Origin of the sequence: Actinomyces glycerinitolerans (genome assembly GCF_900098745.1) — a bacterium.
GTDB lineage: Bacteria > Actinomycetota > Actinomycetes > Actinomycetales > Actinomycetaceae > Actinomyces > Actinomyces glycerinitolerans.
Window position 1 is genome coordinate 494239 of the sequence record NZ_FQTT01000009.1, and the last position, 24468, is coordinate 518706.

17 protein-coding genes and 1 pseudogene are annotated in these 24468 nt (G+C 68.4%); 8 read left to right on the forward strand and 10 right to left on the reverse strand.

All coding sequences use genetic code 11. The annotated features are described in order from the left end of the window. The first annotated feature begins 235 nt into the window (after positions 1 to 235). From ACGLYG10_RS06130 to ACGLYG10_RS06150, 5 genes are all read left to right on the forward strand, one after another. The gene (locus tag ACGLYG10_RS06130; RefSeq protein ID WP_073329046.1) at positions 236 to 1609 is read left to right on the forward strand and encodes an MFS transporter; all 1374 of its coding nucleotides are present in this window, start codon (positions 236 to 238) and stop codon (positions 1607 to 1609) included. 139 nt (positions 1610 to 1748) lie between these two features. Then, the gene (locus tag ACGLYG10_RS06135; RefSeq protein ID WP_073329048.1) at positions 1749 to 3035 is read left to right on the forward strand and encodes a glycoside hydrolase family 1 protein; all 1287 of its coding nucleotides are present in this window, start codon (positions 1749 to 1751) and stop codon (positions 3033 to 3035) included. A gap of 117 nt (positions 3036 to 3152) precedes the next feature. Then, entirely contained in the window at positions 3153 to 4523 is a 1371-nt protein-coding gene (locus tag ACGLYG10_RS06140; protein ID WP_073329052.1) for a family 43 glycosylhydrolase, read from the forward strand. 96 nt (positions 4524 to 4619) lie between these two features. Then, the gene (locus tag ACGLYG10_RS06145; protein ID WP_073329055.1) at positions 4620 to 4913 is read left to right on the forward strand and encodes a hypothetical protein; all 294 of its coding nucleotides are present in this window, start codon (positions 4620 to 4622) and stop codon (positions 4911 to 4913) included. Beyond that, positions 4913 to 5863 carry a zeta toxin family protein gene (locus ACGLYG10_RS06150; RefSeq protein ID WP_083565621.1) on the forward strand — a complete coding sequence of 317 codons (951 nt, stop codon included), beginning with the start codon at positions 4913 to 4915 and terminating at the stop codon, positions 5861 to 5863. Before ACGLYG10_RS06145 ends, ACGLYG10_RS06150 begins: the two co-directional genes overlap by 1 nt. A gap of 417 nt (positions 5864 to 6280) precedes the next feature. Here the strand turns inward: ACGLYG10_RS06150 and ACGLYG10_RS06155 are convergent, their stop codons facing one another. The 3 genes from ACGLYG10_RS06155 to ACGLYG10_RS06165 all read right to left on the reverse strand — a co-directional run bounded on the left by ACGLYG10_RS06155 (position 6281) and on the right by ACGLYG10_RS06165 (position 11733). Beyond that, on the reverse strand, positions 6281 to 9229 hold the full coding sequence (locus tag ACGLYG10_RS06155; protein WP_083565623.1) for an alpha-L-rhamnosidase: 2949 nt from the start codon (positions 9227 to 9229) through the stop codon (positions 6281 to 6283). A gap of 112 nt (positions 9230 to 9341) precedes the next feature. Further along, positions 9342 to 10790: an MFS transporter gene (locus ACGLYG10_RS06160; protein ID WP_073329060.1), complete on the reverse strand. Its 1449-nt coding sequence runs from the start codon at positions 10788 to 10790 to the stop codon at positions 9342 to 9344. Positions 10791 to 10893: 103 nt separating this feature from the next. Further along, a complete protein-coding gene (locus tag ACGLYG10_RS06165; protein ID WP_073329062.1) occupies positions 10894 to 11733 on the reverse strand; it encodes an MBL fold metallo-hydrolase in 840 nt (279 codons plus the stop codon). Between the two features lie 188 nt (positions 11734 to 11921). On the opposite strand from ACGLYG10_RS06165, the gene ACGLYG10_RS06170 reads away from it, so the two are divergent. Beyond that, on the forward strand, positions 11922 to 12980 hold the full coding sequence (locus ACGLYG10_RS06170; protein WP_073329065.1) for a LacI family DNA-binding transcriptional regulator: 1059 nt from the start codon (positions 11922 to 11924) through the stop codon (positions 12978 to 12980). 89 nt (positions 12981 to 13069) lie between these two features. Here ACGLYG10_RS06170 and ACGLYG10_RS06175 read toward each other — a convergent pair whose 3' ends face one another. The 7 genes from ACGLYG10_RS06175 to ACGLYG10_RS06205 all read right to left on the reverse strand — a co-directional run bounded on the left by ACGLYG10_RS06175 (position 13070) and on the right by ACGLYG10_RS06205 (position 22845). Then, positions 13070 to 16135, reverse strand: a complete 3066-nt coding sequence (locus tag ACGLYG10_RS06175; RefSeq protein ID WP_244542588.1) for a glycosyl hydrolase — start codon at positions 16133 to 16135, stop codon at positions 13070 to 13072. 46 nt (positions 16136 to 16181) lie between these two features. Beyond that, entirely contained in the window at positions 16182 to 16997 is an 816-nt protein-coding gene (locus ACGLYG10_RS06180) for a class II aldolase/adducin family protein (RefSeq protein ID WP_073329344.1), read from the reverse strand. Between the two features lie 93 nt (positions 16998 to 17090). Continuing rightward, positions 17091 to 18215, reverse strand: a complete 1125-nt coding sequence (locus tag ACGLYG10_RS06185) for an alpha/beta hydrolase (protein ID WP_083565632.1) — start codon at positions 18213 to 18215, stop codon at positions 17091 to 17093. 54 nt (positions 18216 to 18269) lie between these two features. Further along, positions 18270 to 19829, reverse strand: coding sequence for a rhamnulokinase (locus tag ACGLYG10_RS06190; RefSeq protein WP_073329068.1), 1560 nt, complete (start codon positions 19827 to 19829; stop codon positions 18270 to 18272). Between the two features lie 14 nt (positions 19830 to 19843). Continuing rightward, positions 19844 to 21034: an L-rhamnose isomerase gene (rhaI, locus tag ACGLYG10_RS06195; RefSeq protein ID WP_073329076.1), complete on the reverse strand. Its 1191-nt coding sequence runs from the start codon at positions 21032 to 21034 to the stop codon at positions 19844 to 19846. 83 nt (positions 21035 to 21117) lie between these two features. Beyond that, positions 21118 to 22407 carry an MFS transporter gene (locus ACGLYG10_RS06200; protein WP_073329079.1) on the reverse strand — a complete coding sequence of 430 codons (1290 nt, stop codon included), beginning with the start codon at positions 22405 to 22407 and terminating at the stop codon, positions 21118 to 21120. A 33-nt stretch (positions 22408 to 22440) separates the two neighbouring features. Then, positions 22441 to 22845 carry an L-rhamnose mutarotase gene (locus ACGLYG10_RS06205; protein WP_073329081.1) on the reverse strand — a complete coding sequence of 135 codons (405 nt, stop codon included), beginning with the start codon at positions 22843 to 22845 and terminating at the stop codon, positions 22441 to 22443. A gap of 227 nt (positions 22846 to 23072) precedes the next feature. Here ACGLYG10_RS06205 and ACGLYG10_RS06210 point away from each other — a divergent pair, with 227 nt between their 5' ends. After that, on the forward strand, positions 23073 to 23780 hold the full coding sequence (locus tag ACGLYG10_RS06210) for a DUF6318 family protein (protein WP_139240868.1): 708 nt from the start codon (positions 23073 to 23075) through the stop codon (positions 23778 to 23780). Then, positions 23726 to 24468, forward strand: a pseudogene (locus tag ACGLYG10_RS16330) (hypothetical protein); the annotation flags it as partial. The gene ACGLYG10_RS06210 and the pseudogene ACGLYG10_RS16330, both read left to right, overlap by 55 nt.

The window sequence follows — 24468 nt, forward strand, 5'->3', positions numbered from 1 at the left end:
GGGAGCGGTCGGCCCGGGCGCTAAGCCTAGTTGATCGCCGGCGGGGTCACCGGGCTCGGTGGGGTGCGGGTGAACGGGCCTGCGGATGGGCGCGGTGGATATCGACCAACTTGGAAGTGATGTAGATCTTGACCAACATGGTGCAACTTGGGTTATGGTGTGCCTGTTAGGCGCCGCGGATCGCGCGAGCGCGCCGTCGCCGGCACCGCTGCCGGCCGCATATCAAGGACGATCAATGACCACCCCACCCAGCACCAGGTACGAAGGTGCCGAAGATCCCTACGCCTCCGCCGTGGTTGCGGAGAACCACGAAGCTCCTACCGGCGAGGGCGCGTACTCCGCTCAGGCCGCGGCCATCAGCCCGGAGGACGAGGAGACCGCCCGCATCACCGCCAAGTTCGGCCGTCCGCGTAAGACCATCTGGCTGGTGATCATCGGCGCCATCGGCGGCTACATCATGATGATGGGTATGGGCACGGTGCTGCAGCTGCGCCTGTCGATCATCTCCGAGGACACCGCGACCGCCACGTACTCAACGGCGACGTCCCTGGCGGCACTCCTGATGCTGCCCCTGATTCCACTCATCGGTTCGTTGTCCGACCGCACCACCAGCCGCTGGGGCCGCCGCAAGCCCTGGATCGTCATCGGCTATCTCGTGGCGACCGCGTGCTTCTACCTCATCGGCGTGACCGAGAATCCCGCGATCATTGTGCCCGCCTACGTCGTCGGCCTCACCTTCGCCCAGGCCGGCTTCAATGCCTACGCCGTAATCCCCGTCGAGGGCATCCCCGCCAACATGCGTGGCCGGGTCATGGGGTTCATGGGCCTGTGCGGTGCGCTGGCCATGTCCGCCGCCGCCTACATCGCCTCCGCCTTCGTGGGCAACACGGTCCTACTGATGTGCATCCCGCCATTCCTCGCCATCGTGTGCATCATCCCGCTACTGGTCCTGTACAAGGACCCGCAGCACACCGCCGCGGAAGTGCCTCAGGGAGGGCTGCTGAGCATCTTCACCAACTTCTTTGTCAACCCGCTCAAGTACCCGAACTTCGGCTGGGTCTGGCTGGCCCGCTTCCTCGCCGGCATCGCCATGACCTCGTTCCTGAACTTCTTCGTCCTCTACCTGATCATCCGCCTGCACAACGACCCGGAGTCGGCCGGCAAGCTCGCCGGACACCTGTCCCTGATGAGCGCACCGATCTCGATCATCTTCTTCACCGGTTCGGGCTGGCTCTCGGACAAACTGGGTGTACGTAGACCGCTGGTGGCGCTCGCCGCGGTCATCATGGCCGGCGCCCTCGTCATGGCCGCCATGTCCAGCAACTTCACCATCTTCACCGTGGCCTGGTGCCTGTTCGCCATGGGGCAGGCCATGTACCTGACCGTCGACCTGGCCCTGTGTGCGGCCGTGCTCCCCTCGGAGGCCGATGCCGGCAAGGACATGGCGGTGTTCGGGCTGGCGCTGAACCTGCCCACGGTCATCGTCCCCGCGCTCGCCCCGACCATCCTCGGCGCCCACAACGACAACTACCCCCTCCTGTGGGGCATCGCCGCCGTGTTCTGCTTCATCGGCGCCCTGCTCATGCCCCTCATCAAGGGCGTCAAGTAACCGTGCCGACGACGACGGCCGGCCCGCGCCGCCGTCGTCGTCGGCAGGCCGGGCGGACTCGGCCCCGCCGCGCAACCCGCCGCCGCACTCGTTGCGGCTTCCCCCCAACCACCGAATACACGACGGAGATAATCGCCCCATGACCGCCCCCGCATCCTCACCCGTCCCGGCCGCCCCTACCACGCCCTTCCCCGAGGGCTTCCTGTGGGGTACTGCCACCGCCTCCCATCAGGTGGAGGGCGGCAACGTCAACAACGACGTCTGGCTGTACGAGCACGTACCGGGCACCATGTACGCCGAGTCCTCCGGCGACGCCTGCGACCACTACACGCGCTACCGGGAGGACATCGCCCTGCTCGCCTCCCTGGGGCTGAACTCCTACCGCTTCTCCCTGGAGTGGAGCCGCATCGAGCCGGCCGAGGGCGAGTTCTCCGCCGTCGCCATCGCCCACTACCGCGACATGCTGCGCGCCTGCCGCGAGCACGGGCTCACCCCGATCGTCACCTACCACCACTTCACCTCCCCGCAGTGGCTCATCGCCCGCGGCGGCTGGGAGGACGCCGGCACCCCGGCCCTGTTCGCCCGCTACTGCCGCCGCGTCACCCAGGAGCTAGGCGACCTGTTCGACATCGCCTGCACCATGAACGAGCCGAACCTCGCCATCCTGCTGGGTGAGATGGGCATGTGCGAGCGGGAGCCCGCCCAGCGGTTCGGTAATCCCACCTGGGAGGGTGCCGCCCGCGCCCTGGGGACGACGGCGGACAAGGTCGCCGGCTTCCAGCTCTCGGCCACGCCACAGGCCTACGAGATCAAGTGCGCCGCCCACAAGGCCGCCGTCCAGGCCATCAAGGCGGTCAAGCCCGACATGCAGGTCGGCTGGACGCTGGCCAACTCCGACTTCCACGCGGCCCCCGGCGGCGAGGAGCGGGTGGCGCGCATGAACGAGGAGAACAACCTGCGCTACCTGCGCGTGAGCGAGGGCGACGACTTCGTCGGGCTGCAGACCTACAACCGCACGGTGCTGGGCCCCGATGGGCCGGTGCCGCCCGAAGAGGGCGCCGTGCTCAACCAGGGCGGGGAGGAGATCTGGCCCTGGGCGATCGGCGCCGTGGTCCGGCAGGCCTGGGACGCGGTCAAGATGCCGATCTACGTCACCGAGAATGGGCTGAACACGGGGGACGACACCCAGCGGGTGGACTTCCTGCGCACCGCCATCGGCGAGGTCGGCGCCGCGATCGCCGACGGGGTGGACGTGCGCGGCTACATGTGCTGGTCGGCCATGGACAACTTCGAGTGGATCTTCGGCTACGGTCCCAAGTTCGGCATCATCGCCGTCGACCGGGACACCCAGGCGCGCACCCCCAAGCCCAGCGCCCATATACTCGGGGAGATCGCCCAGTCGAACGGGGCGGTGCTGAACCGGTAGCCGGAAACGCCGGCGGCGTCGTCGGGCCGTGAAGCCGACGGCGCCGCTCCGGCGGTCCGAATCGCGGGCGGGTCACCGGGTCGGACCCCGCCCGCGCCGCTCAAGGAGGAGCCCTCAATGGTCCGCACCCACGTCAACGCCCGCAATCCGATACTGCCGCCCGACCTGCACATTCCGGACGTCGAGGCCCACGTGATGCCCGACGGGCGTCTGTACCTGTACGGCTCCTGGGATCAGTACACGGACACCTACTGCTCCATGGACTACCGGGTGGTCTCCACCGCCGACCTGCGCACATGGACCATTCACGATCTCGGCTTCGACGGCAGGGATGTGCCCTGGGAGGACGATCCCCGTAATCCCGCCTACCCGGGCGGTTTCGACCCCGCGCATCCCACGCCCTTCCTCAGGGCGATGCTGGAGTCCGACTCCGCGGCCTCCGCCACCTGGAGCAATGATGCGGCGGCCTTCGTTCCGCCGCCGCATGGCTTCCTCTACGCCCCCGATGCCGCGCCGCACGACGGTCGCTACTACCTCTACTTCTGCGGCCCCGACCAGTCCGAGGGCGTCGCCGTTGCGGACGACCCCGCTGGCCCCTTCACGGATCCGGTCCGTCTGCCCTGTGCGGGCATCGACCCGGCCGTACTCGTCGATGACGACGGCCGCGCCTACTACTTTTGGGGGCAGTTCTCCGCCCGCGGCGCTGAACTGGACCACACGATGCGCGCCTTCGTCCCCGGCTCCGAGGTGCACGATCTGCTCACCGAGGCGGAGCACTGCTTCCACGAGGGCACCAGTGTGCGCCGCCGCGGCGACACTTACTACGCCGTCTTCGCCTCCATCTCCACCGGCCGACCGACCTCCCTGGACTATGCCACCGCCCCGCATCCACTGGGGCCTTACACCTACCGCGGCACCATCATTGACAACGCCGACTGCGACCCCGCCTCTTGGAACAACCACGGCTCCATAGAAGAGGTCGGAGGCCGCTGGTACGTCTTCTACCACCGCAGCCACGGCGGCTCCCAGTACGGGCGCCGAGCGTGCATCGAGCCGATCGAGTTCGATTCCGACGGGCTGATCGCACCCGTTGTCATGACCTCCACCGGGGCGGGACGGCCCTTCGCCCTGGGGGAGCGGATCGAGGGCTGGCGCGCCTGCGCAGTAACCGGAACCGCCTTCATAACCCGCGCCGACGATCCTCGCCCCAACACGGTCAGTGGCGGCGCCGCCGGCGGCGAGGCGGTCTTCCGCTACGTGGACTGGGAGGTGACACCGTCGCATGTGGAGGTAGAGGCCGATGACGTCGTCGAGCTGCTGGTTGACGACGCCGATGAGCCGACGGCCCGCATCGTTCCCGAAGCCGGCATCGGCCGGAGCAGGCTCGCGGGAGTGCCGACTGGAAGGCACACGCTGCGCCTGCGGCTGCCAGGGGTCGCGAGCGATGACGCGGAGCCTACGCATGTGACGGCGTTGACCGTCTTCTGACGGTAGGAGAGGCAAAGCGCCGTCGTCGTGCACATGCCTCGGCCGCCCCGCGGAGGCGTTGCGTATAGACTCGATAGTGGGGCGGAAGGAGCCAGCATGAGCGGCAAGGACTGGTCGACGACGGAGCTGTCGGTCCTGTACGACGTGTTTTACGAGTGTGGCACGCGGCTCGGCGGCGAGTACGTGTCTCTGGCGTATGCGGCCGAGGATGCGGGTGACGCGGAGGCGGTGGAGTTCTGGAACAGGCAGCGCAGGGCACTGCGGGATGAGCGTGACGCGGTGGACTCACACGACCGTGAGGCGATTGTGACCACAATGGAGCGGTGGGACAACATCCTCGAGTTGCTTCGCCATGCGCGTTCCACTACCCGATCGGTCGAAGCGGCGTAATGGATGAAGTGACTTCTCGTAGAGCCTGGGCACTCGCCCGGGCTGACCTGTTCGATGGCTGCTCTCCGTCGTCGTCACCGGTGCTGCTGTCGGTTGGGGCTCAGCCTGGTGCTGGGAAGACCCAGGCGATCGATGCGGTAATGCGCAAACTCTACCCGGGCGAGAGCTTTGTCAAGGTGATCGGCGACGATCTGCGGCAGTTCCACCCGGACTTTCCTGCTCTATCGCGTTCCGCGGACCCGGAGGCGATGCCCGCAGCGACGGCGGAGTTGTCCGGCTGGCTGGTCGGGCAGGCGCTGGCCTACGCCGCCGAGCACGGTTACTCGGCGGTGGTGGAAGGAACCCTGCGGCGTCCGGAGACCACGCTCGGAACGCTGACACAGTTCGCGAAGGCGGGTGCCCGCACGCACCTGGTAGCGCTGGGTGTGAGTGCCTTCGACTCGTGGACGGGATGCATAGACCGCTATCTGTCGGCGTTGGAGACTGGCAGGGCTGTGCGCTGGACGCCCTTGGCGGCCCACGACGCGGGCCTGATGGGAACACCGCAGACCCTGCGTGCCGCCGCTTCGAGCCCGAATGTGCACCGGCTGTCGATTGTGGATCGCGCCGGCGCCGTTCACTATGACAATCTACGGGGCGATGACGGAGAGTGGATGCAGCCGGAGCGCGCCGTTGAGGTGCTCACCGAGTTGCGCAACCGCACCGGAGACTCGGCGGAGAGGCTTGCGCGGGTCGACTCGCTCGTTGAGCGCGCGGGTGCGCTGAAGTCGGCGCCGGTTGTGCGTGAGGGCATTGCTCACGCGCTGGAATTGACTGAAACGCGTCCTGTCCGCTCGAAGGCGGATGTACTCGGGCAAATCGCAGAGCGAAGCAAACAGTTGCGTCGGGCGAATCAGTCCGGCCTCGAGCGGCCAAGTCGGCGTCCCGAGCCATTCAACCGATCGCGGTGATGGGCTCACTCAGCAAGACAGCAAGAAGGGCGAGGACCTCTTCGTCCTCGCCCTGCGTATTCCGTGGCCTTATGGCCGTCGCGGGAGCACCCGCGGGGTGAGCCGCGTCAGGCGGTCACCGTGTTGCAGTCGCTTTCAGCGCTGCTCGTTCTCGGCGGCAATCGCACGCTCGAGCTCACGCTCACGGGCGGCGGCGGCGCGGACGGCCAGATCGATGTCGAAGAACATGTTCGGTTCCTTTCGGTTGAGTTCTCCCGGCCGGTTCTTCGACCGGGGCCGGCTGGCTGTTCCTGCCGACGCCCATAAATGTACCGATCGGTCGGCACCCGATCCAGTCCTGAGAGTGTGCAGTCTGTCATGCTTTCAGTAACGCCATGAAACAAGTTGCAGCCTGCGCTCCAGGCTTGCCCGCGGCGGTTATGCGACCAGCACCGTGCGCCCACTGCTCAACTCGCGCACGTCGCCGTCGGGCGTGACCAGCTCTCCGGTGACGCCGGACGGCAGGACCACCTCGTAGCGCACGGTGGAGCCGGGGGTGGCGAGCCCTGCGGCTGTGGCGTCAGCGGCAGCCTCCGCGCTGTTCGCGTCCGGCGCCGCCCGGTCGACGCGCTCCCAGGCGACCTCCACCCGGCCGAAGGGCGTGTCCCTGTGTGAGCGCGCCCAGGACACCGGCCCGCCGGTCAGCGGCGCCACCCGCACCCGCCGGTAGCCGGGCTCGGTCGGCACGATCCCGCCCAGGCGGCGGAACAACCAGTCATCCACGCAGCCGAAGGCGTAGTGGTTGAAGCTCATCGCCCCCACGGTCCCGTCCGGGGCAACGGCGTCCCAGGACTCCCAGATCGTGGTCGCCCCCTCGGCCACCTCATACAGCCAGGACGGCACCGTGTCCTGCATGAGCACCGCCCAGGCCGCGTCCGCATGCCCGGAGTCGACCAGCACGTCCAGCAGGAACGGCACCGATAGGAAGCCGGTGTCCAAGTGGTCGCCCGCCTCATGCACCAGCCGCACCAGCCGGTCCGCCACGGCCCGACGCCGCACGCCGCCGTCCGGATCGTCGGCACCGACGATGTCGAAGGCGAGCGCCAGCACGTACATGCCCTGCAGGTCCGGGGCCATGGCGCCGTCGGCACCGATGTACTCCGCGGCCACCGCGGCCCGTACCGCCTCCCAGCGCTCCCGATAGGCGGCCGCGTCGTCCGAGTGCCCGAGGACCTGCGCCACTTGGGCGAGGGTGCGCAGCGCCTCGGCGTGGAAGGCGGCGCCGACGAACTCGCTGGTCAGGTGCGGCGCCGCCATGATCGCGTCCGGGGCGCCACTGGTCAGGGTCGACGGCGCCAGCCAGTCGCCGAAGTGCATGCGCGAGTTCCACAGCAGTCGCTGTCGGGCGGTCGTGGCCTCATCCAGGGCTTCCCAGCCGGAGGTGCGGTCCGTGTCCTCCCAGTCGGCGCCGCGCAGGCGGGGCGGCAGTTCGGTGGCGGCCTGCCGCGACTGCATCTCCACCCAGGCTCGCATGGCCGGGTAGTTGGCGCGCAGGGTGTCGACGTCTCCGTAGCGCTCCCACAGGGTAAGCGGCACACGGATGATCGCGTCGCCCCAGCCGGCCGCGGCGGTGATGCCGCCGATGCCGGGCTGTCCCTCCATGGCCGCCTGCCGCGGGGCGAAGGGGGAGATGATGACCACGCGGCCGTCGTCGAGCTGGTCGGCGCGCACGTTGCGCAGCCAGCGGGCCAGGAAGGTGTGCACCTGGGCGTTGTTGGTGGCGGCCGGGGCGAAGACCTGGATGTCGCCGGTCCAGCCGACCCGTTCCCGCTGCGGGCAGTCGGTGGGGATGGACAGGAAGTTGGCGCGCTGGGACCACACCGTGTTGGCGTGCAGCCGGTTCAGGCGCTCGTCGGAGCAGGTGAAGTCGCCCGCCGCCTCCAGGTCCGAGCCGACGACGACGGCGACCGCGTCACCCGTGCGCAGCTCGCCGGGGTAGCCGGTCACCCGCGCGTAGCGGAAGCCGTGGAAGGTGAAGGTCGGCTCGTAGGTCTCGGGCGCCTGCGGCGTGCCCGTGCCGGCCAGGACCCAGAGGTCGCGCTGGTCCTTGTTCGGGCCCTGGACGTTGGAGAAGAAGTTGCCGTCGGCGTCCAGGTGCTCGGAGTGCTCCAGGGTGATCTCGGTGCCGGCCGGGCCGACGGCGCGCAACCGCACCCGCCCGGCGATCACCTGCCCGAAGTCCAGCACCGTCTCCCCGGCCGGGGTGGTGATCACCCGGGCGGCGGGCAGCTCCAGCAGGCGGCGCACCGGTTCACCGCGGAAGGGCTCCAGGGCGGTGGCCGGGTCCAGCTCGGCGGTCGGGATGATGCGCACCGGATCCCAGCCCGAGTCGTCGAAGCCGGGGCGGTCCCAACCGGCGACGGCGGCGGCCATCCGGTCGTCGCGCTTCTCACCGATCATGATGTCGCTGTAGCGCAGTGGCCCGGACTCGGTGCAGCGGGCGGTGCGGTCCGGCCCCCAGGTCTGGTGGGTGCCGTCGGCGCGGGTGATCGACAGTTGCCACCAGCCGCGCAGCAGGGTGCCGTACTGGCCGGACTCCCCGGTGATGGTGGCTCGGCCGGCGAACCAGCCGTCGCCCAGACGCAGGCCCAACGTATGGGACCGGGGTGTCCCGGCGGGGTCGGTGAGGGCCGCGGTGACGTCGTGGACCTCGAACTCGGTGTAGGTGTGATAGCTGGTCCACCCCGGTGCGAGCACGCTGTCGCCCACCGCGGCGCCGTCGATACTCGCCTCGATCACGCCCTGAGCGCTCAAGTACAGGCGGGCACGGGTGATCGGCGCGGCGTCGGCGCCGACGCGGGGCAGGTCCTGGCGTACGAGCTTGACCGGGTGCAGCTTGTCCCCGGCCGGTACCGGTTCCTGCGGGGTGAACAGGGTGGCGAAGGTGGCCTCCGGCTCCAGTTCCACCGGCGTCTGAGACGGCTCCACCCAGTCGGCGACGACGTCGGCCCCGTCCAGCAGGGAGGTGGAGAAGGCTGCTTCAGCCCACGGGGAGGGCTCGGCGTCGGTGGCGGAGCCGGTCCAGACGCGCACCCGCCAGGTGTAGTCCGCGTCCGAGGCCAGGGGCTCGCCGCCGTAGGGCAGCCAGGGTGAGGCGGGCGGCTCGGGGATCTCCACGCGGCCGGTGGCCCACACCGGCGGCTCGATGACGGCGCCGGTGGCCGGGTCGAGGCCGCGCACCTGCAGTTCGTAGGCGCTCGCGGGTGCCTCGCCCGGCACCTGCCAGGACAGCACCGGCCGCGGCACCGCCACTCCGAGTGGGGCGTGCTGGTGGTCGACGGTCAGGTTGACGGGGGCGGGTGCGGGACCGGTTTGGGTGATCTGCATGGGGAGCTCCTTAGTCCGGGGCGGGACTTGTACGGCTGTGTTCGTCCGGGCGTGCGCGCGAACTCATGATGTCATTCGGGTGGGCTCAGGCGCAGGCTGGTCGGCGCGGGGTTCACTCGGGTCGGCCCGCTGACAGAGGTTCCTGCGCGTCGTCCTGGGCGCGCAGCGCCTCAATGTCTCGTTCGAGGCGGAATGAGAACGCCAGAGCCACGAATACGAGCAGGAACATTGTGAACGGGATCCAGTTGAACATGAGTTGGATGGCGGTGGTAACCGACTCGGGCTGGCGCAGCCCCTCCAGATCCAGGGAGCCGTCGAATCCGGAGGCGGACAGCACCCACCCGAAGACCGCGGTTCCCAGCCCCATGCCGATTTTCTGCGCCGCGGATACGCCCGCGTTGCCCATGCCCACGGCATCAATGCCGGTGCGAAGCCGGCCGTAAGTCAGCGTGTCGGCGACGATGCCCATTGCCATGCCGCCGGCCATTCCCAGGCCGAGGCCCTTGAGAATGTTGCAGACGATCATGATGGGAACGCTGAAGCCGAACAGACCGAACCCCAGATAACCCAGTGTCGAGATTCCGATGCCGGCGATGTAGATCTTCTCCTTGCCGAATCTGGCCATGAGCAATGGGGTGGCGAACATGATGGCGAACTGTGCAATGGCCATCGAGTTGGACAACCAGCTGTACTGGCTCATGTCGTAGAAGACGTACATGCAGTAGTAGATGGCGCCCACGGCGTTGAAAATGATCACGAAGAATATCGCCAGCATCGCCACGAACATCATCACCCAGTACTTGTTGGTTACTAGGGCCTTCACGCTCTCCCAGAAGCCGGCGCCGCCGGCCGAGGCGGCGGCCTTGGTGGAGCTCCCTCCGCCCTCGTGGACGCGCTCCTTCGTGGTGAAGACGGTTACGAGGGCCAGCAGGACCATCACCGCGCAGAAGCACAGCATGGTCAGGGTGTAGGCCTGCTGGGTGTTGGGGTTCGCGGCGTCGGAGGAGAATCGCGCGAGCAACCATACGAACACGGCGTTGACGATGACGTTGCCGAGGGTCTGGAAGATCTGCTGGATGTTTCCCAGTAGACCGCGCTCGTAGGAGTTCCGCGTCATCAGTGAGATCATCGAGTAGAACGGCACCAGCATCGAGGTCATGAACACCGCGTTGACCACGTTGTACATGACGAACACGTACACGTACTTCACGGCCCCGGGCCAGTTGGGCGGCACCAGGAAGAGCAGCATGACCGCCACGGCGAACGGGACGCATACTCTGAGCAGCCAGCTGCGCGCCTTGCCCAGCCTCGACTTCGTCCGGTCGACGAGCCTGCCGACAATGATGTCCGAGACGCCGTCGAATAGTTTCGATACGGCGATGATGGTGGAGATGACGGCTGCGTCCAGCAGCGCCACGTTCGTGAAGTACACGGTCAGGAACGAGCCGAGTATCCCGTTGATGGCGTTGATGCCCAGCTGGCCGGAGCCGTATCCCACGCGCTCGACCCAGCCGAGTCGGGCGTCGGGATCGTCGTGGCGTGTCGCAAGTGATGTTGACATGAGGGCGTTCTCCTTTGAACTGCTTGGTGCCGGCGCCGGACCAGGTGCGGGCCCGACGCCGATGTCGATATGGGTTGTGTTTGGGGACGGTGTGCTCGTTGAGTCAGAGGCGTTGCGGGTCGTAGACGAGGTTGGGGGCATCGTCTGCGGGCGGTCCGTCGTCGGTGGCGGGTGTGACGGCGCGGGCAATGCGGGCGTCGACGTCCTCGAAGTGGAAGGGGACGCCGTCGTCGGTTCCCGCCAGGACTCGACGGCCCAGAGCCAGTAGATCCTCTAGCACCGTCGGGGCGATCTCGCCGGCGCCGTGCGAGATGAGCACGCGGTCATAGGCGCCGGTGGTGCTGGCGTTGAGGTCCAGCAGCGCCGCGAGGTAGTCGGTGACCGTGGAACTCTCGGGCAGGAACAGGAAGGTGAACTGGTTGGCGGCGTCCCCGGTGATGAGCAGCCGCTCCTCCTCCACCAGCAGTGCCACGGAGCCGGGGGTGTGGCCCGGTGCGGCCAGCACGGCGACGCTCAGGCCGCCGAGTTCCAGGCGCTCGCCCGTTTGTAATGGGGCGATACGGGAGGGATCCACCTCCGGAGCCAGAAACACGGGGTGTCCGTGGGTGGCGGCGGCATCGGCGTGAACCTGGCGGGACTTGAGCCGATGCTCGGCGAGTACGGGCAGATCGGCGGGGTGCATGCGCACATCCGGGAACTGCGAGGCGCCGAAGGCGTGATCGACGTGTCCGTGAGTCAGCACGACCGTCAGCGGCAGGTCGGTCAGCGAGGCGACGAAGGCGGCCAGGTCGCCCACGCCGTAACCGGTGTCGATGAGCAGTGCCCGCTCATCTCCGGTCACGAGATACATGTGTGCGTCGTAGGGGCCGCGTATGCGCGTCACGTGGGGGCTGACGGGCTCAGCGACGAATGCGGGCGCGCCGACCGTGGAGGAATCATCCATTGATTCGGTCCAATCTGACTGTTGACAGCGGGTTACACGGGTAACCTCGGGGCCTACGATAGGGTGTCTGTCGCGCCGCCGCAAGTGTGATCTCCCGAACAGGGCGCCCAGGTGTACTGTCAATCCCGCGGGCGGCCACGGCATCCCGACGCGTCGGCGCGAACTCCCGCAAACAGATGGAGGCACGGATGGCCCGGGTGCTCAGCAGTGATGTGGCGAGGCGTGCCGGCGTCTCTCGCGCCACCGTCAGCTACGTCCTCAACCGCCGTGCGGACAAGAGCATCTCCGAACAGACACGGCAGCGGGTGCTCCGAGCGGCCCGCGAACTCGGCTATGTCCCGTCGGCTACAGGGGCCGCACTCGGCTCGGGGCGTTCTCGGGTGGTGCTACTGCGTGATTCGGGACGTATCCCGTCTGCGGGCCAAGAGGTGCTTCCGTTGGGCTCCCTGGCCGGACTGCTGCGCGACGCCCTGGCCCGCGAGGTTCACTCCTGGGGGATGACCCTCCTTTCTTGCGGTTCGGACACGCCCATCGCCGACGTGCTCAAACACGTGGATCCTGCACTCGTCATCGCCCCGGCGGGCCTGAACAAGGACGAGACGGACGTGGTCGCCGCGGTGGGTGCGGCCTTGGTGGATCGTGACGGGCGGGGCGATCCGCTCTCCGATCTGGTCCTCGGCCAGTTGCCGGGCTTACAGGTGCGGTATTTGGCGGCTCATGGTTTGCGTCGCCCCGCCTACCTGACCACCCGGATGCCCGGGCTGGAACCATTGGTCGCTTCCCGCAGGCGGGCCGTGTTGGCGACCTGCGAGCAGGAGGGGCTTCCCGTCCCGCGCGAGTACGCCGTCGGACCTCTAGACGAGGATGCGGTTAGCGAGTTCACGGGAGTTCTGCACGACTGGTCGCAAGCCGGGGTCGACGCCGTGGTCTGTTTCAACGATCTGCACGCGGGCCTGGCGGTGGCGGCGGCCAGGCGCGCGGGGCTGAGAGTGCCCGACGAGCTGGCGGTGATCGGTGCCGACGACGAGGTGCTGGGCAGGTTCCTCGACCCGCCGCTGACCACGGTCGCCCCCGACATGGTGGCCTTCGCGAGGTACCTGGCGGCCCGCGCACGCGCGGTGCTGGACGGAACGGAGCCGCCCGACGCGCCCGCCACGCTGGCACGGGTCGTCGAGCGCGGCACCGTTCCCGCACCCCGCTTCCCCGACCCGCCGAGATCGGTGGAAGTTACGTACCGAGATCGGTAGAAGTTACGTACCGAGATCGGTGGAAGTGGCGGCGTCGGGGAGTGTTGGTGTGTGTCGCCCCGACGTGCAGGGGGAACGCCGCGCGAGCCTCAGTTCTCGACTAGCAGGCGGACCGGGCCGGTCAGGCCGTAGTCACGCACCGGCACATGGTGCGGCCGGTACGGCAGACCACTGAGCAGCGCGGAAACGTCGGGAATCCGTTCGTAGTAGCCGCGGGCCTTGAGGCGGTTGGAAAGCGAGGAGGACACGCGCACGACGACGTCGTTGCTGCCCGTGCGCAGCAGGCCGGTCACGTCCACACGGGGCGCCGAGGTGTCGAAACCGATCGGTGCGCCGCCGTTGATACTCACCGACCCCAGGCCGCCGCAGACGTCGCCAAGATCGAGCACCAGACGCCCGTCCGGCACCACGTCAAGCCTGACTGTGGTGCGGTACTCGCCCACGCCGGAGACCTCCGGGCCGACGCCGTCCAAGTCCTTCCATGGTGCCAGGGCGGTACCGTTGGCCCGCAGACGGGTGACGGCGGTGGTGGGGAGCACCTCGCGGGTCGCGTAACCCAGGCCGCGGTCCTCCTCGATCAGCTGGGCTTCGCCGGCGTCCCAGGACTCCACCGTGATGTCCCAGTCGGAGAGCTCGGCGACGATTGCGGGTGCAGTTGCGGACTCGCCCAGGGAGTACCCGGCCGAGCTGTCGAGCGTGATGACGGCGGCCTCGCCCGGTGCCAGACGCAGCGGGACGACGGTGACCTCGGAGCGATCCGCTCCGATCTCCTCCCTGCGGGCCGCACCCAGTTCGTGGAATCGGCCGCTCCACTGGTCCAGTTGGTAGGCCGTGCCGACGCCGGGCAGGCGCAGCTCCACGTCCGTGTCCTGCCCGGTCTCGTACAGGAAGTGGTAGACGTACACATGGGTCAGGTCCCCGTCAATGCGCTCGTAGGCGAGCACGTTCTGATTCGGGACGGCGAACTCGTGGTAGCCGATCAACCCCAGCGCTCGCAGCGCCTCCACGGCGCGGGCGGGCTCATCCACCTCGGCGACGCTCGGCAGCACCTTCAGCGCCGCCATGGTCGCGGCCAGCTCCGCGTCGCGCCCGTCCAGTCCGGGCGTGCGGGCGGCCGCGGCCCCATAGTAGAAGTACTCGCCCGTCTCCAGGCGCTTGAGCTCGCTGGCCCCGTTGACGATCAGCACCCGCAGGCCCGCGCGCGCCCATTCGAGCAGCCGGGCGGCGACGTCGGCGTCGAGCGCCTCCTGGTAGACGATGAGGGCCTGGTAGCCGGGCCCGTCCGGCTGAACGACGCCGTCGGCGAAGACCACGTCGTCGCGCAGCAGCAGCGAGCCGTCGAAGAACTCGTACCCCCAGCCGGCGTCCTGCATGCCCAGGTCACGCCACCAGTGGTTCTGGCGGTTGCGCATCCACATGCGCCCGTAGGCGACCTCGTCCGGAATGCGGCGCTCGCCGTCGTAGAACATCATGCCGGAGGAGTTGTCGGTGAAGTGGTCGGTGCGCAGAATGCCCACGTCGATGCGCGGACGGCCCCGACGCAGCACCTGCTGCACGCGCCCGACGGCCCGGTTCCACAGCGGATAGAACTCGGCGGCGGGCTGGCGCGTGTCGAAGCGTTCGGAGAACATGGGCAGCATGCCCTCATGGCCGGGCCACTCGGTGCTGCCCTCGGCGCCGGCGGGACTGGACCAGCCGTGCAGGACGGTCTTGGTGATGCCGGCCGCCAGCTGCGTGTTGATGATCTGGTCGTAGAAGCGGTGGGGCAGCATGTGGTTGCGGGTGGTCGCCCCGGTCTCCGAGGAGTACTGCTTGCCCAGTAGGTGCGCCGGCCCCGCCATGAGCCGGTAGGCGTCGATCTGGGAGCCGAACTCCAGGGACTCGGTTTCAATGCCGTCCACGGCCACGCCCGGGCGGGTCAGCTCGAAGGGCAGCCCATAGGAGATCTCGGCGCGCAACGCGATGCCCTGCTCGTGCAGGAAATCGGCGAAGGGCTGGAGCATGTGCTCGATGTACAGGTCGGTAAGGGTGGCCACGTAGTCGTGGCGGACCTTGGCGACTTCGATGGCGTGCGCGGCGTCGGGTTCGAAGCGGTACCGGGTGGACACCGCCATCAGCGGTGCAGAGCGCACCAGCAGGGGCAGCCAGGGGGTGATGTCGTAGCCGCGGCGGGCACGGAACTCCTCGGCCACGCAGCGCCCCCAGAACATGCCGCCCTCGCCCCAGGTGTTCAGCTCCAAGGAGTCCATGTACATCTGAGCGCGGGGATTGCGGGCGATATCCGCCTTGAGGGCGTCGGTAAGGACGACCTCGCGCCAGTAGTCGATTACGGCGTCGACGCCGTCACGATCCAGGTAGTTGACCGTGTAGTTGACGGACGCCGACGGGCTCGCGGTCTGCCCGGTCCCGTGCATCCAGAAGACGAACAGCCGCCAGTCGCGTGCGTCCGGGGCGCTCCAGTCCAGTGCCTCGGCACCCTCGTCGCCGGTGACGAGGGGTGTCAGGTCGGTGAGGGTGCCGACGTCGATAACCGGTGTGAGTGCTTGGACGGTGGTCGTACCCGCCGCACCGTCGGCCCCGGCCAGGGTTGCGGCACCGTCGGAGGCGGGTGTGCTGAGTCCGGAGGCTGTTGGGCCGGAGTCGGTGACGGCGGCGGCGACGACGGCGACGAGGTGCTGCCGCTTCGGCGTCACCCGGGATCCCGGCAGTCCGCCCTCGCCGCGGTCGGCGCCCAGGTCGATGCGGGGCAGAAGGCCGACACGGCGCTCGCGGACGGGCTCGTACTCGACGTCGAGCTCCTGGGAGGCGGCGGGGTCGTCCGGGGTGATGGTGGGCAGGTTGGCGTTGGACCAGTTGGTGCCGGAGGTGAAGGAGAAGGACATGCCGCGGGCGGTGGTCTCGGCGACGATCGTGTGGGAGTCGTGGGTCCACTCCTCACTGCCCCAGCCGTAGCGGGCCTCGTCGATGTTCTCCTCGGGCATGGCCAGGAACTCCATGCCCCCGAAGCCGAGGCGGTGGGCTGCGGCGATCTCGCGGCGGATGGTGGCGTCGGTGTGCAGTCCCTCGGCCAGCCACCAGCGCAGCTCCGGGCGGTACTCGATGGGCGGCTCCGCGATGGCGGCGCGCAGCGCCTCCAGTGCGGCGGGGTGGGTCACGGGATTCTCCTTTGAAGTAGTTCGGATAATCTCGACGGCGGGGCGGCTAGAACAGGTCGGTGTCGACGTTGAAGGCCTCGACGACGGCGTGCAGCTCGGCGTCGGTGACGCCCTCGCCCAGGCCGCCGGCCATGATGTTGCGGACCTCGTACATGGCGCCGGTCTCGGCGTATTCGACCTTGTCGACGGCGGCCAGGGGGGCGACGTCGGAGCGCACCATGATGCCGTGCTTGGACCACAGCACGATCACGTGGTCGCGCAGGGCGCGCACATTGTTCTCCATGAGGGTGGCCGACCCGGGCACCATGAAGTCGAGCACCTCAATGCCCTGGGGCAGCTGCACGATCGTCTCCGGCTCCCAGCGCAGGATGCGGCGGTTGAAGTCCGCGGTGTTGCGGATGTCCTTGATGTGGGAGAGCTGGACCAGGTAGGGCGGCTGGGCGTGGATGACGGCCTGGAAGTCCACACCGCGCTGAGCCACCTGGTCGTTGTGGACCGCCAGGTGGGAGTTGAACTCGCTGGTGGGGCGCACGTAGGCGCGGTCGGGGTGGGTGTACCAGGTGCCGGTGACGCCGCCCTCGTCCACGACGAAGGCGGATACGTTCGCCTCCGGGGATGCGGCGACGTCGCGCAGGCGGCAGCCCGAGCCGGTCACCAGTACGGTGCGGCCGGCCAGCGCCGGGGCGGGCAGGGGCAGCTCGGTGCCGGGGGCGACCTGCGGGAAGCGGTCGGTCAGGGCCAGTTGTTCGGCCGTGGCATTGATGGACACGGAGATGTTGCCGGCGCCGGCCTCGACGGCGCCCATGTGGTCAAGGCGGCGTCCGGCGGCGCCCATCTGGGCGAGGATCTCTGACAGGGGCATGGTGGTCACGGTGGTTGTCCTTTCCGATCGGTGTTCTTGGAAGATTGTGGATGAGTGCGGCGGGGCGCTCGTACCCCGTCGGGGGTGGCCGTTTCAGACCGGGCGGGTCAGCCTTGCGGCGAAGCGGTCCAAGCTGGCGGCGGTCAGCGGCGAGCCGACGGCGTTGAGGTGCCCGTGGGGCACGCCCGCGCAGGTGAGCACCTCGACGTCGGCCCCCGCCTGCCGCAGCTGGCGGGCAAAGGCCTCACCGGAGGCGCGCAGGTCGTCGTTCTCGCAGTTCTCGATGTAGGTGGCAGGCCAGCCCGCCAGGCGGGCGGCATCGACCACGTCCCCGGGGAAGGCATAGGCGGGTGCGCCCGCGCCGGCGTCGAGTGGGGCGCCGAGGTAGTTGGTGTTCATCGCCGCCATCATGTCGGTGGGGAAGCGCAGGATCTGCGGCATCTGCTCCAGGCGGGCGGCCAGTTCCTCGCTGGGGGTGGGCCAGTGCCCGCCGTGCGCCACCGGGTAGGCGAGTAGCGCCTGCCAGGGGGCGGCGTCGTCGTCGATGCCGTGCAGCGTCACCCCGGCGGCCAGGTTCCCGCCCGCGCTCGCACCGCCGACGGCGATGCGAGCGGCGTCGATGCCGAACTCGGCGGCGTGCCCGCGCACCCACTGGTAGGCGGCGTAGGCGTCGTCGTGCGGGACCGGGTAGTGAACGCCGCCGGTGCACAGCCGGTAGAAGACCGAGACGACGCTCGCCCCGGTGCGGGTGGCCAGGCCGCGGGCGACGGCGTCGGCCTCGGGCATGTCCAGGTCGCCGCCCATGAATGCGCCGCCGTGGTACCACACCAGTCCGGCGCGCAGGGCCGCGTCCGTGGCCGGCGAGGGTGTGGGCGGGGCCCAGCCGGGTTCGGGGCGGTAGATGCGCACCGGTATCGGCCCGTGCGGGCCCGGCAGCTCGCGGTCCTCGACGAGCGTGTGAGTGGGCTCCGGCTCCCCGAAGGCCGCTTCCCACGCCTCCATGGCCGTCAGGGCCTCCGCGGCGAAGGGCGCCCCGGCGGCCGCGGCGGGGTCGGCGGCGGCCAGATCCTCGGCGCTCGGTGCCGGGAAGTCGGCGATCAGGCGCAAGCGCTCGGCGTAGGGCGGCAGGAAGCCGCCCGCCAGCGGGGCGACGGGCACGCCGTCGCGGGTGGCGGTGGGCTGCGGCGTGGGTGGGGCGACGCCGGGAGTGTCGGTCATGGGTCTTCTCCGTGAAGTTGGCGGATGGTGCGTGGGGCGCGGGCGGGGTGTGGTTTAGCCGAATAGCTGCCGCTCGGCGGCGTCCCACCCGGCGGCCGCGGCCGGGTCGGGGGCGTACTCGGTGATGTCGGAGGAGTTGCGCACCAGCTTTCGCAGTGCGGTCAGGTCGCCTTCGATCAGCCCCGCGCCGCGGGCGGCGACGACGATGTTGCCCAGGGCGGTGCCCTCGGCGGGCCCGGCCACCACCTTCAACCCGGTGGCGTCGGCGGCCAGTTGACACAACAGCCGGTTGCTGATGCCGCCGCCGACCATGTGCAGCACGCCGACGCGTTTGCCGGACAGCTCGCTCGCCTCACGCATCGCGCGCCGGTAGGCCAGAGCCAGGGAGTCGTCGATGCAGCGCACGTACTCGCCCACACTGCGCGGGCGCGGCTGGCCGGTGCGGATGGCGAAGTCGTCGATGCGGGCGGCCATATCGCCGGGATTGAAGAAGACCGGATCGTTGATGTCGACGACGGTGCGCAGCGGGTCGGCGGCCTCGGCGGCCGCATCGAGCTCCCGGTAGGACAGCTCCAGGCCCTGCTCGCGCCAGGTGCGCACGGCCTCGTTGAACACCCACAGCCCCATGACGTTCTTCAGGTAGCGCACGGTGCCGTCCACGCCGAGCTCGTTGGTGAAGTTGGCGGCCCGAGATGCCTCGGTGAGCACCGGTGCGTCCAGCTCGAGTCCGACCAGCGACCAGGTGCCGCAGGAGATGTAGGCGAAGTCGCTTCCGGCCGCGGGCACGGCGGCGACCGCGGAGGCGGTGTCGTGGGAGCCGACGGCGACCACCGGCGTCGGGCGACCGTCAGGGTCGAAGACATCGACGACGTCGCGGCGTACCGGCCCGACGACGGTGCCGGCCTCCACGACCTCCGGCAGCACGCCGTCCAGGTCCACACCGAGCTCGGTGTGCAGCCGCTCAAGCAGTGGCGCGGACCAGGCGCGCTCCCGGGCGTCGACCAGGCCGGTGGTGGAGGCGTTGGTGATCTCGGCGACCGGCCTGCCGGTGAGCCAATAGGTGAACAGGTCCGGCAGCAGCAGCATGGTGCGCTGGGCGGAGCCTGCGCCTGCGGCCGAGACGACGCCCCCGTCGGCCGGTGTGGCACGGGGCAGGCCGCCGTCGCGGGACTCGGCCACCAGCTGGAAGAGCGTGTTGAAGTCCTGCACCTGCAGGCCGTTGACCGAATACATCTCGGGGGCGGGGATGGCCGCGAAGACCTCCTCGGGCACGCCCCGCGTGCGGGGACAGCGATAGGCACTCACCTGTCCGGACAACAGGCCGCTGGGGCCGAGCAGTCCGTAGTCGACGCCCCAGGTGTCGATGCCGACGGCCGACAGCGGGCCGACGTCGCGCACGGCGGCGAGCAGACCCTGGCGGATCTCGTCCCACAGGTGCAGCACGTCCCAGTACAGGCGCTCGCCGCCGGGTCCCGGCAGGGGAATGGGCCCGTTGGCGAAGCGGCGCGTCTCGGTCAGTTCGATGCGGCCGTCGGCGATGGTGCCGACCATGACGCGCCCGGAGGAGGCGCCCAGGTCGACGGCCCCGACGTGGATGGGGTGGGCGTTGGTCATGGTCGGCACCTCTCTCAGGCTCCCCAGCCGGCGGCGGTGCCGCCGACACGCTCGGAGCGGATCTTGTCCAGGTAGCCGGACTCGAGGAAGGCCTTCATCGGGTCGGGGGCCAGTCCCTGGGACTCGCGCAGCTCAGCCAGCAGCGGGCGCACGTCGGTGTTGTATGCGTCAACCAGGATGTCGTTGGCGGCCAGGACATCGCCGGCGCGCTGCGCCTGGTCGAGGGCCTCGCGGTCCACCAGGAGCGCCTTGGCGGTCGCCTCCTGCACGTTGGTGGCCGAACGAATTTCGCCGGGAATCTTCTCCTCCAGGTTGTGGCACTGGTCGAGCATGAAGTTGACACCGGAGTCGGGGGCGAGTGCCCCGGCCGAGACGATCTCGTTCATGATGCGGAACAGCTGGTAGGGGTCGGCGGCACCCACGATCAGGTCGTCGTCGGCGTAGAAGCGCGAGTTGAAGTCGAAGGCGCCCAGGCGGCCCAGCCGCAGCAGCTGGGCGACGATGAACTCGATGTTGGTGCCGGGGGCGTGGTGGCCGGTGTCGAGCACGACCTTGGCGCGGTCTCCCAGTGCCAGGCAGTGTACGAGGCTGGTGCCCCAGTCCGGCACGTCGGTGTGGTAGAAGGCCGGCTCGAAGAACTTGTACTCCAGCACCAGTTCCTGGTCGTCGTCGAGGGCGGCGTAGATCTCCGCCAGGGAGTCCGCCAGGCGATCCTGGCGGGCGCGGATGGAGTCCTGGCCGGGGTAGTTGGTGCCGTCGGCGAGCCAGATCTTCAGGGCCGGCGAGCCGGTGGCGCGCATGATGTCGATGCACTCCAGGTGGTGGTCGATTGCCTTGCGGCGGATGCGCTCATTGGAGTTGGTCAGGGAGCCGAGCTTGTAGTCCTCGTCCTGGAAGACGTTGGAGTTGATGTTGCCGATGGTGACGCCCTGGTCCTCGGCGTGCTTGCGCAGCGCCTCGTAGTCGTCCACCTTGTCCCACGGAATGTGCAGGGAGACCCGAGGGGTGACGCCGGTGTACTTGTTGACCTGGGCGACGTCGTCGATCTTCTCGTAGGGGTCGCGGGGCACGCCGGCGGTGGTGAACACGCGGAAGCGGGTGCCGGAGTTGCCGAATGCCCAGCTGGGCAGTTCGATCGACTGGGTCTTCAGGAGGCTGCGGGCCTCATCGCTGAGGTCGGACAGCGAGGGAACCGATGCGGTCATGGTTTCTCTCCGTTTCTTGAATGTGTTGGTTCGGATGGTGATGGGTTGTTGCGGCCCCGGCCGGTGGACCGGGCCATGCGTGATCAGGCGTTGGCGTTGGTGACGCGCTCGCCGTAGCGTTCCAACTCGATCTCCTCCAGGGACTTGCCCTGGGTCTTGGGGGCGCCGATGGTGCCCACCAGGGTGGAGACGACGAGGAAGCCGATGAGGATCAGGCCGTCGACGACCAGGCCGCCCTCCCACTTGAGGATGACCGGGAAGATCAGTGAGATTAGGCCGGACGCCAGGCGAACCGCGAAGAACACGATGCCCTGAGCGGCCGAGCGGTACGGGGTGGCGAACAGCTCGGGGGACCACACCGAGTAGAAGGCCTGGGCGGACGGGCCGGCGGACAGGCCCCACACGATGGTGTAGCCGAAGGCGGTCCAGGCGGCGTCGGAGGGGCCGAAGACCAGGATGATCCAGGAGACGATGGCCGCCAGCCCGCCTACCAGGAAGTGCCACCGGTAGGGGACGCGGTCCACCAGGTTCATGAAGACGAAGGTGGAGACGATGACGAAGCCCCATGACAGCATGGAGAACAGGTCGGTCTGGAGGGTCTCGTAGCCCATGGAGCTGAGGATCGTGGGCAGGAAGATGCCGTTCTGGGAGGCGGCCTGGTTCCAGCAGGTGTAGATGACGGCCAGGAAGATGAGCGCGGTGATGTTCACGCGACGGTTGAACAGCTTGCGGAATGCGGCCCACATCGACGGCGGCTTGGCCTGGGCGCCGCCCTTGGCGTTCTGCCAGGTCTCGGACTCCTCCAGCCCCTGCCGGATGTACCAGGTGACCAGGGCGATCACGACCAGGTGGGCGAAGATGATGCGGCTGCCGAGCAGGCCCAGCGGGGCGAGGGCGGCTGCCAGGCCGTAGCCGATGAACGGGCCGAAGGACCAGGCCAGCTGCGTGGCGCCGATGTGCTTGCCGCGCTGCCCGGTGGGGGCGAACTCGGCGATGTAGGTCCAGCCGGCGGGGACGGAGGCGCCCACGGCCAGGCCGATGATGACGAAGCCGGTGAACAGCATCGGCAGGTTGGCGGTGAAGACGACGATCAGGCCGCCGAGCGCATACAGCAGCAGGTCATAGGTGTAGATGAACTTGCGCCCGTACTTGTCGCACAGCGGGCCGCCGATCAGGGCGCCGATGGCGGCGCCGAAGGCGTTGGAGCTGAAGGCGGCGAGCAGACCCGCGATGGTGCCGTCGTCGTCGGGGAAGTAGGCGGCGCTCCAGAAGCCGAGCGAGGTGGCGATGGCGATGATGGAGCCGGAGTCGATGTAGTTCGACATGGAGACGGCGGCGGTCGCCTTCCAGCCGGTTAGTGGCTTGCGTGCCACGGGTTCCTCCTTGAATCGTGGGAGACGGGAGCGTCAGGGAAGGTAGAAGTACTGGGGCAGGATCTCGTTGGTGCCGCCGTCGGGCTGGACGAAGTACTGGGCCATCTCCTTCTGCCAGCGGGTGTTGACCTCTTCGTCGCTCATGGCGGACTGGGCGGCGTCGACGTCGTCGGATTCGAAGTAGCCGACGACGAGCCCGTCCTCGGGGCGCAGGAACAGCGAGTAGTTGCGCCACCCGCAGCGAGTCAGGGCCTGGCGCATCTCCTCCCACACGTGCTGGTGGACCTCGACGTACTCGGTGAGCCGGTCCGGACGTACGTGCAGCAGGAAGCAGCAGCGGTGAGGGGAGCGGGCGGTGGTCGTGCTCAGCAGCTCGGTGAGGGCTGCCTGCGCGGAGGTGCCCGCGGTGGAGGCGTCGGCGCTGGGGGAGTCGGTCATGGAACGTCCTTGTTCGAGTCTTGCGCCGCTGGTTTCGCGGCGCCAACGGTGTGAACCGTTTCAATATCGGCAACGCTAGTCCGGTCCCGGGCGAGTGTCAAGGGTGCTGGGGCGTGTGCCTGCCGCCGTTGTTGCTTGCGTGTGATCTACGGGCGTGTGAGACTCTATAACATCCTGATGACGTTGATTGCGGGTGCGACCTGTGAGGGCCCGCGGAGGAGTTGGTCATGCTTGGTTTCCTGCCCGGTTCTCCAAGGTTGCGCCGTGCCGCTGTTGGTGCGGCGGCGCTGCTTCTGGCGTGTGCGCCTCTGGTGGCGTGTTCGTCTGAGTCGGATGACAACCCCTTGGGTATTCCTACTTATGATCCGGAGGCTGCGGCGTCGGCGGAGGCGTCTGAGTCGGCGGCGTCGGCTGAGGCGTCTGCGTCGGCTGCTGCTTCGGCGGAGGCTGCGGGTGTGGTGACGGCGGAGTCGCTGTCCACCGAGCGCTACGAAGTTACCTCCATCCCCGAGGATCTGGATGAGCAGCAGACTGAAGTCCTGAAGGCCTTCGTCAACTACGACCAGGTCACCTGGAACATCTGGTTCACCGGCACCGGCGTAGAAAACGCCGAACCACTCACCACGCAGGAAGAGTACCAAGTGATTCAGGGTAGTTATGATGCACTTGCTGGCGGAAGAATTGATGGAACCGTGCGGCTCGCGGTGACTTCTGTCGCCCTGACCGCTCCCTATGGCCCTACGTTGCAGGCCGAGATTCGACTCTGTGACGATCAGTCGGGTCTTACCGTCTACGATGCTAACGACAATGACGTCAGTGTAGCGGAAACAACTCAGGGACGCTACGACAAGCTCATCCAGATGACCTATGAGGAAGGTGTGTGGAAAACGGCCAGCGAGGAAACACTCGCAACCAACGAGTGCTGGGCGGAATGATGAAATACGGCCACCGAATCGTCAGTTCGCTTGTCGCAGTACTTACGTTCATCCCTTGGATCTTCGTTTCCTCGCCCGCATTGGCTGCGGGCGAATGGAGCACCGGCGGTTTGTCATCTGGTTCGGTGTCATCTGGCGGGGATGGTTCGGTGACGATGAGTGTGGAGGTGGAGTCTGTGTCGGCTGCTGCGGACGGGTCTGGTTCGGGTGGCGCTACGGTGTCGTCGCAGTCGGTGACGGCTGCGGTGCATCCGGTGTGCTGGTACCAGGAGGGCAGTACGGGGGCGGAGGTGGCTGAGTGGTTCGACTCCGGTGAGGCGGACGAGGATACCCGGAACTTGAACTTTGATGGGAAGAGTGTGGAGGAGCAGAAACTAGACTACCCCGACTACCGGTTGCACGCGGATGACACGGAAGGGCGCTGGTATATGCCGACGTGCTCGTCGAAGTATATGGCCAACGATGACGAGCGCAGCATTGGCGATATCGCTGAGGCGTACTATGCGGAAAATAGCCCGGTGTGGGTTCCCGCAGGCGAGTCTGCTCCCGTTCCGGAGGTGGATGGGGCGACGCTCGCGCAGGCCGCCTGGGATGCGGTGACGATCCCTACGGCGACGATCTCGTATAACCCGATGGTTGGGGATGTGGGGGCCACGATTGTGGGTATGGATACCTGGGTGTGGGCCAC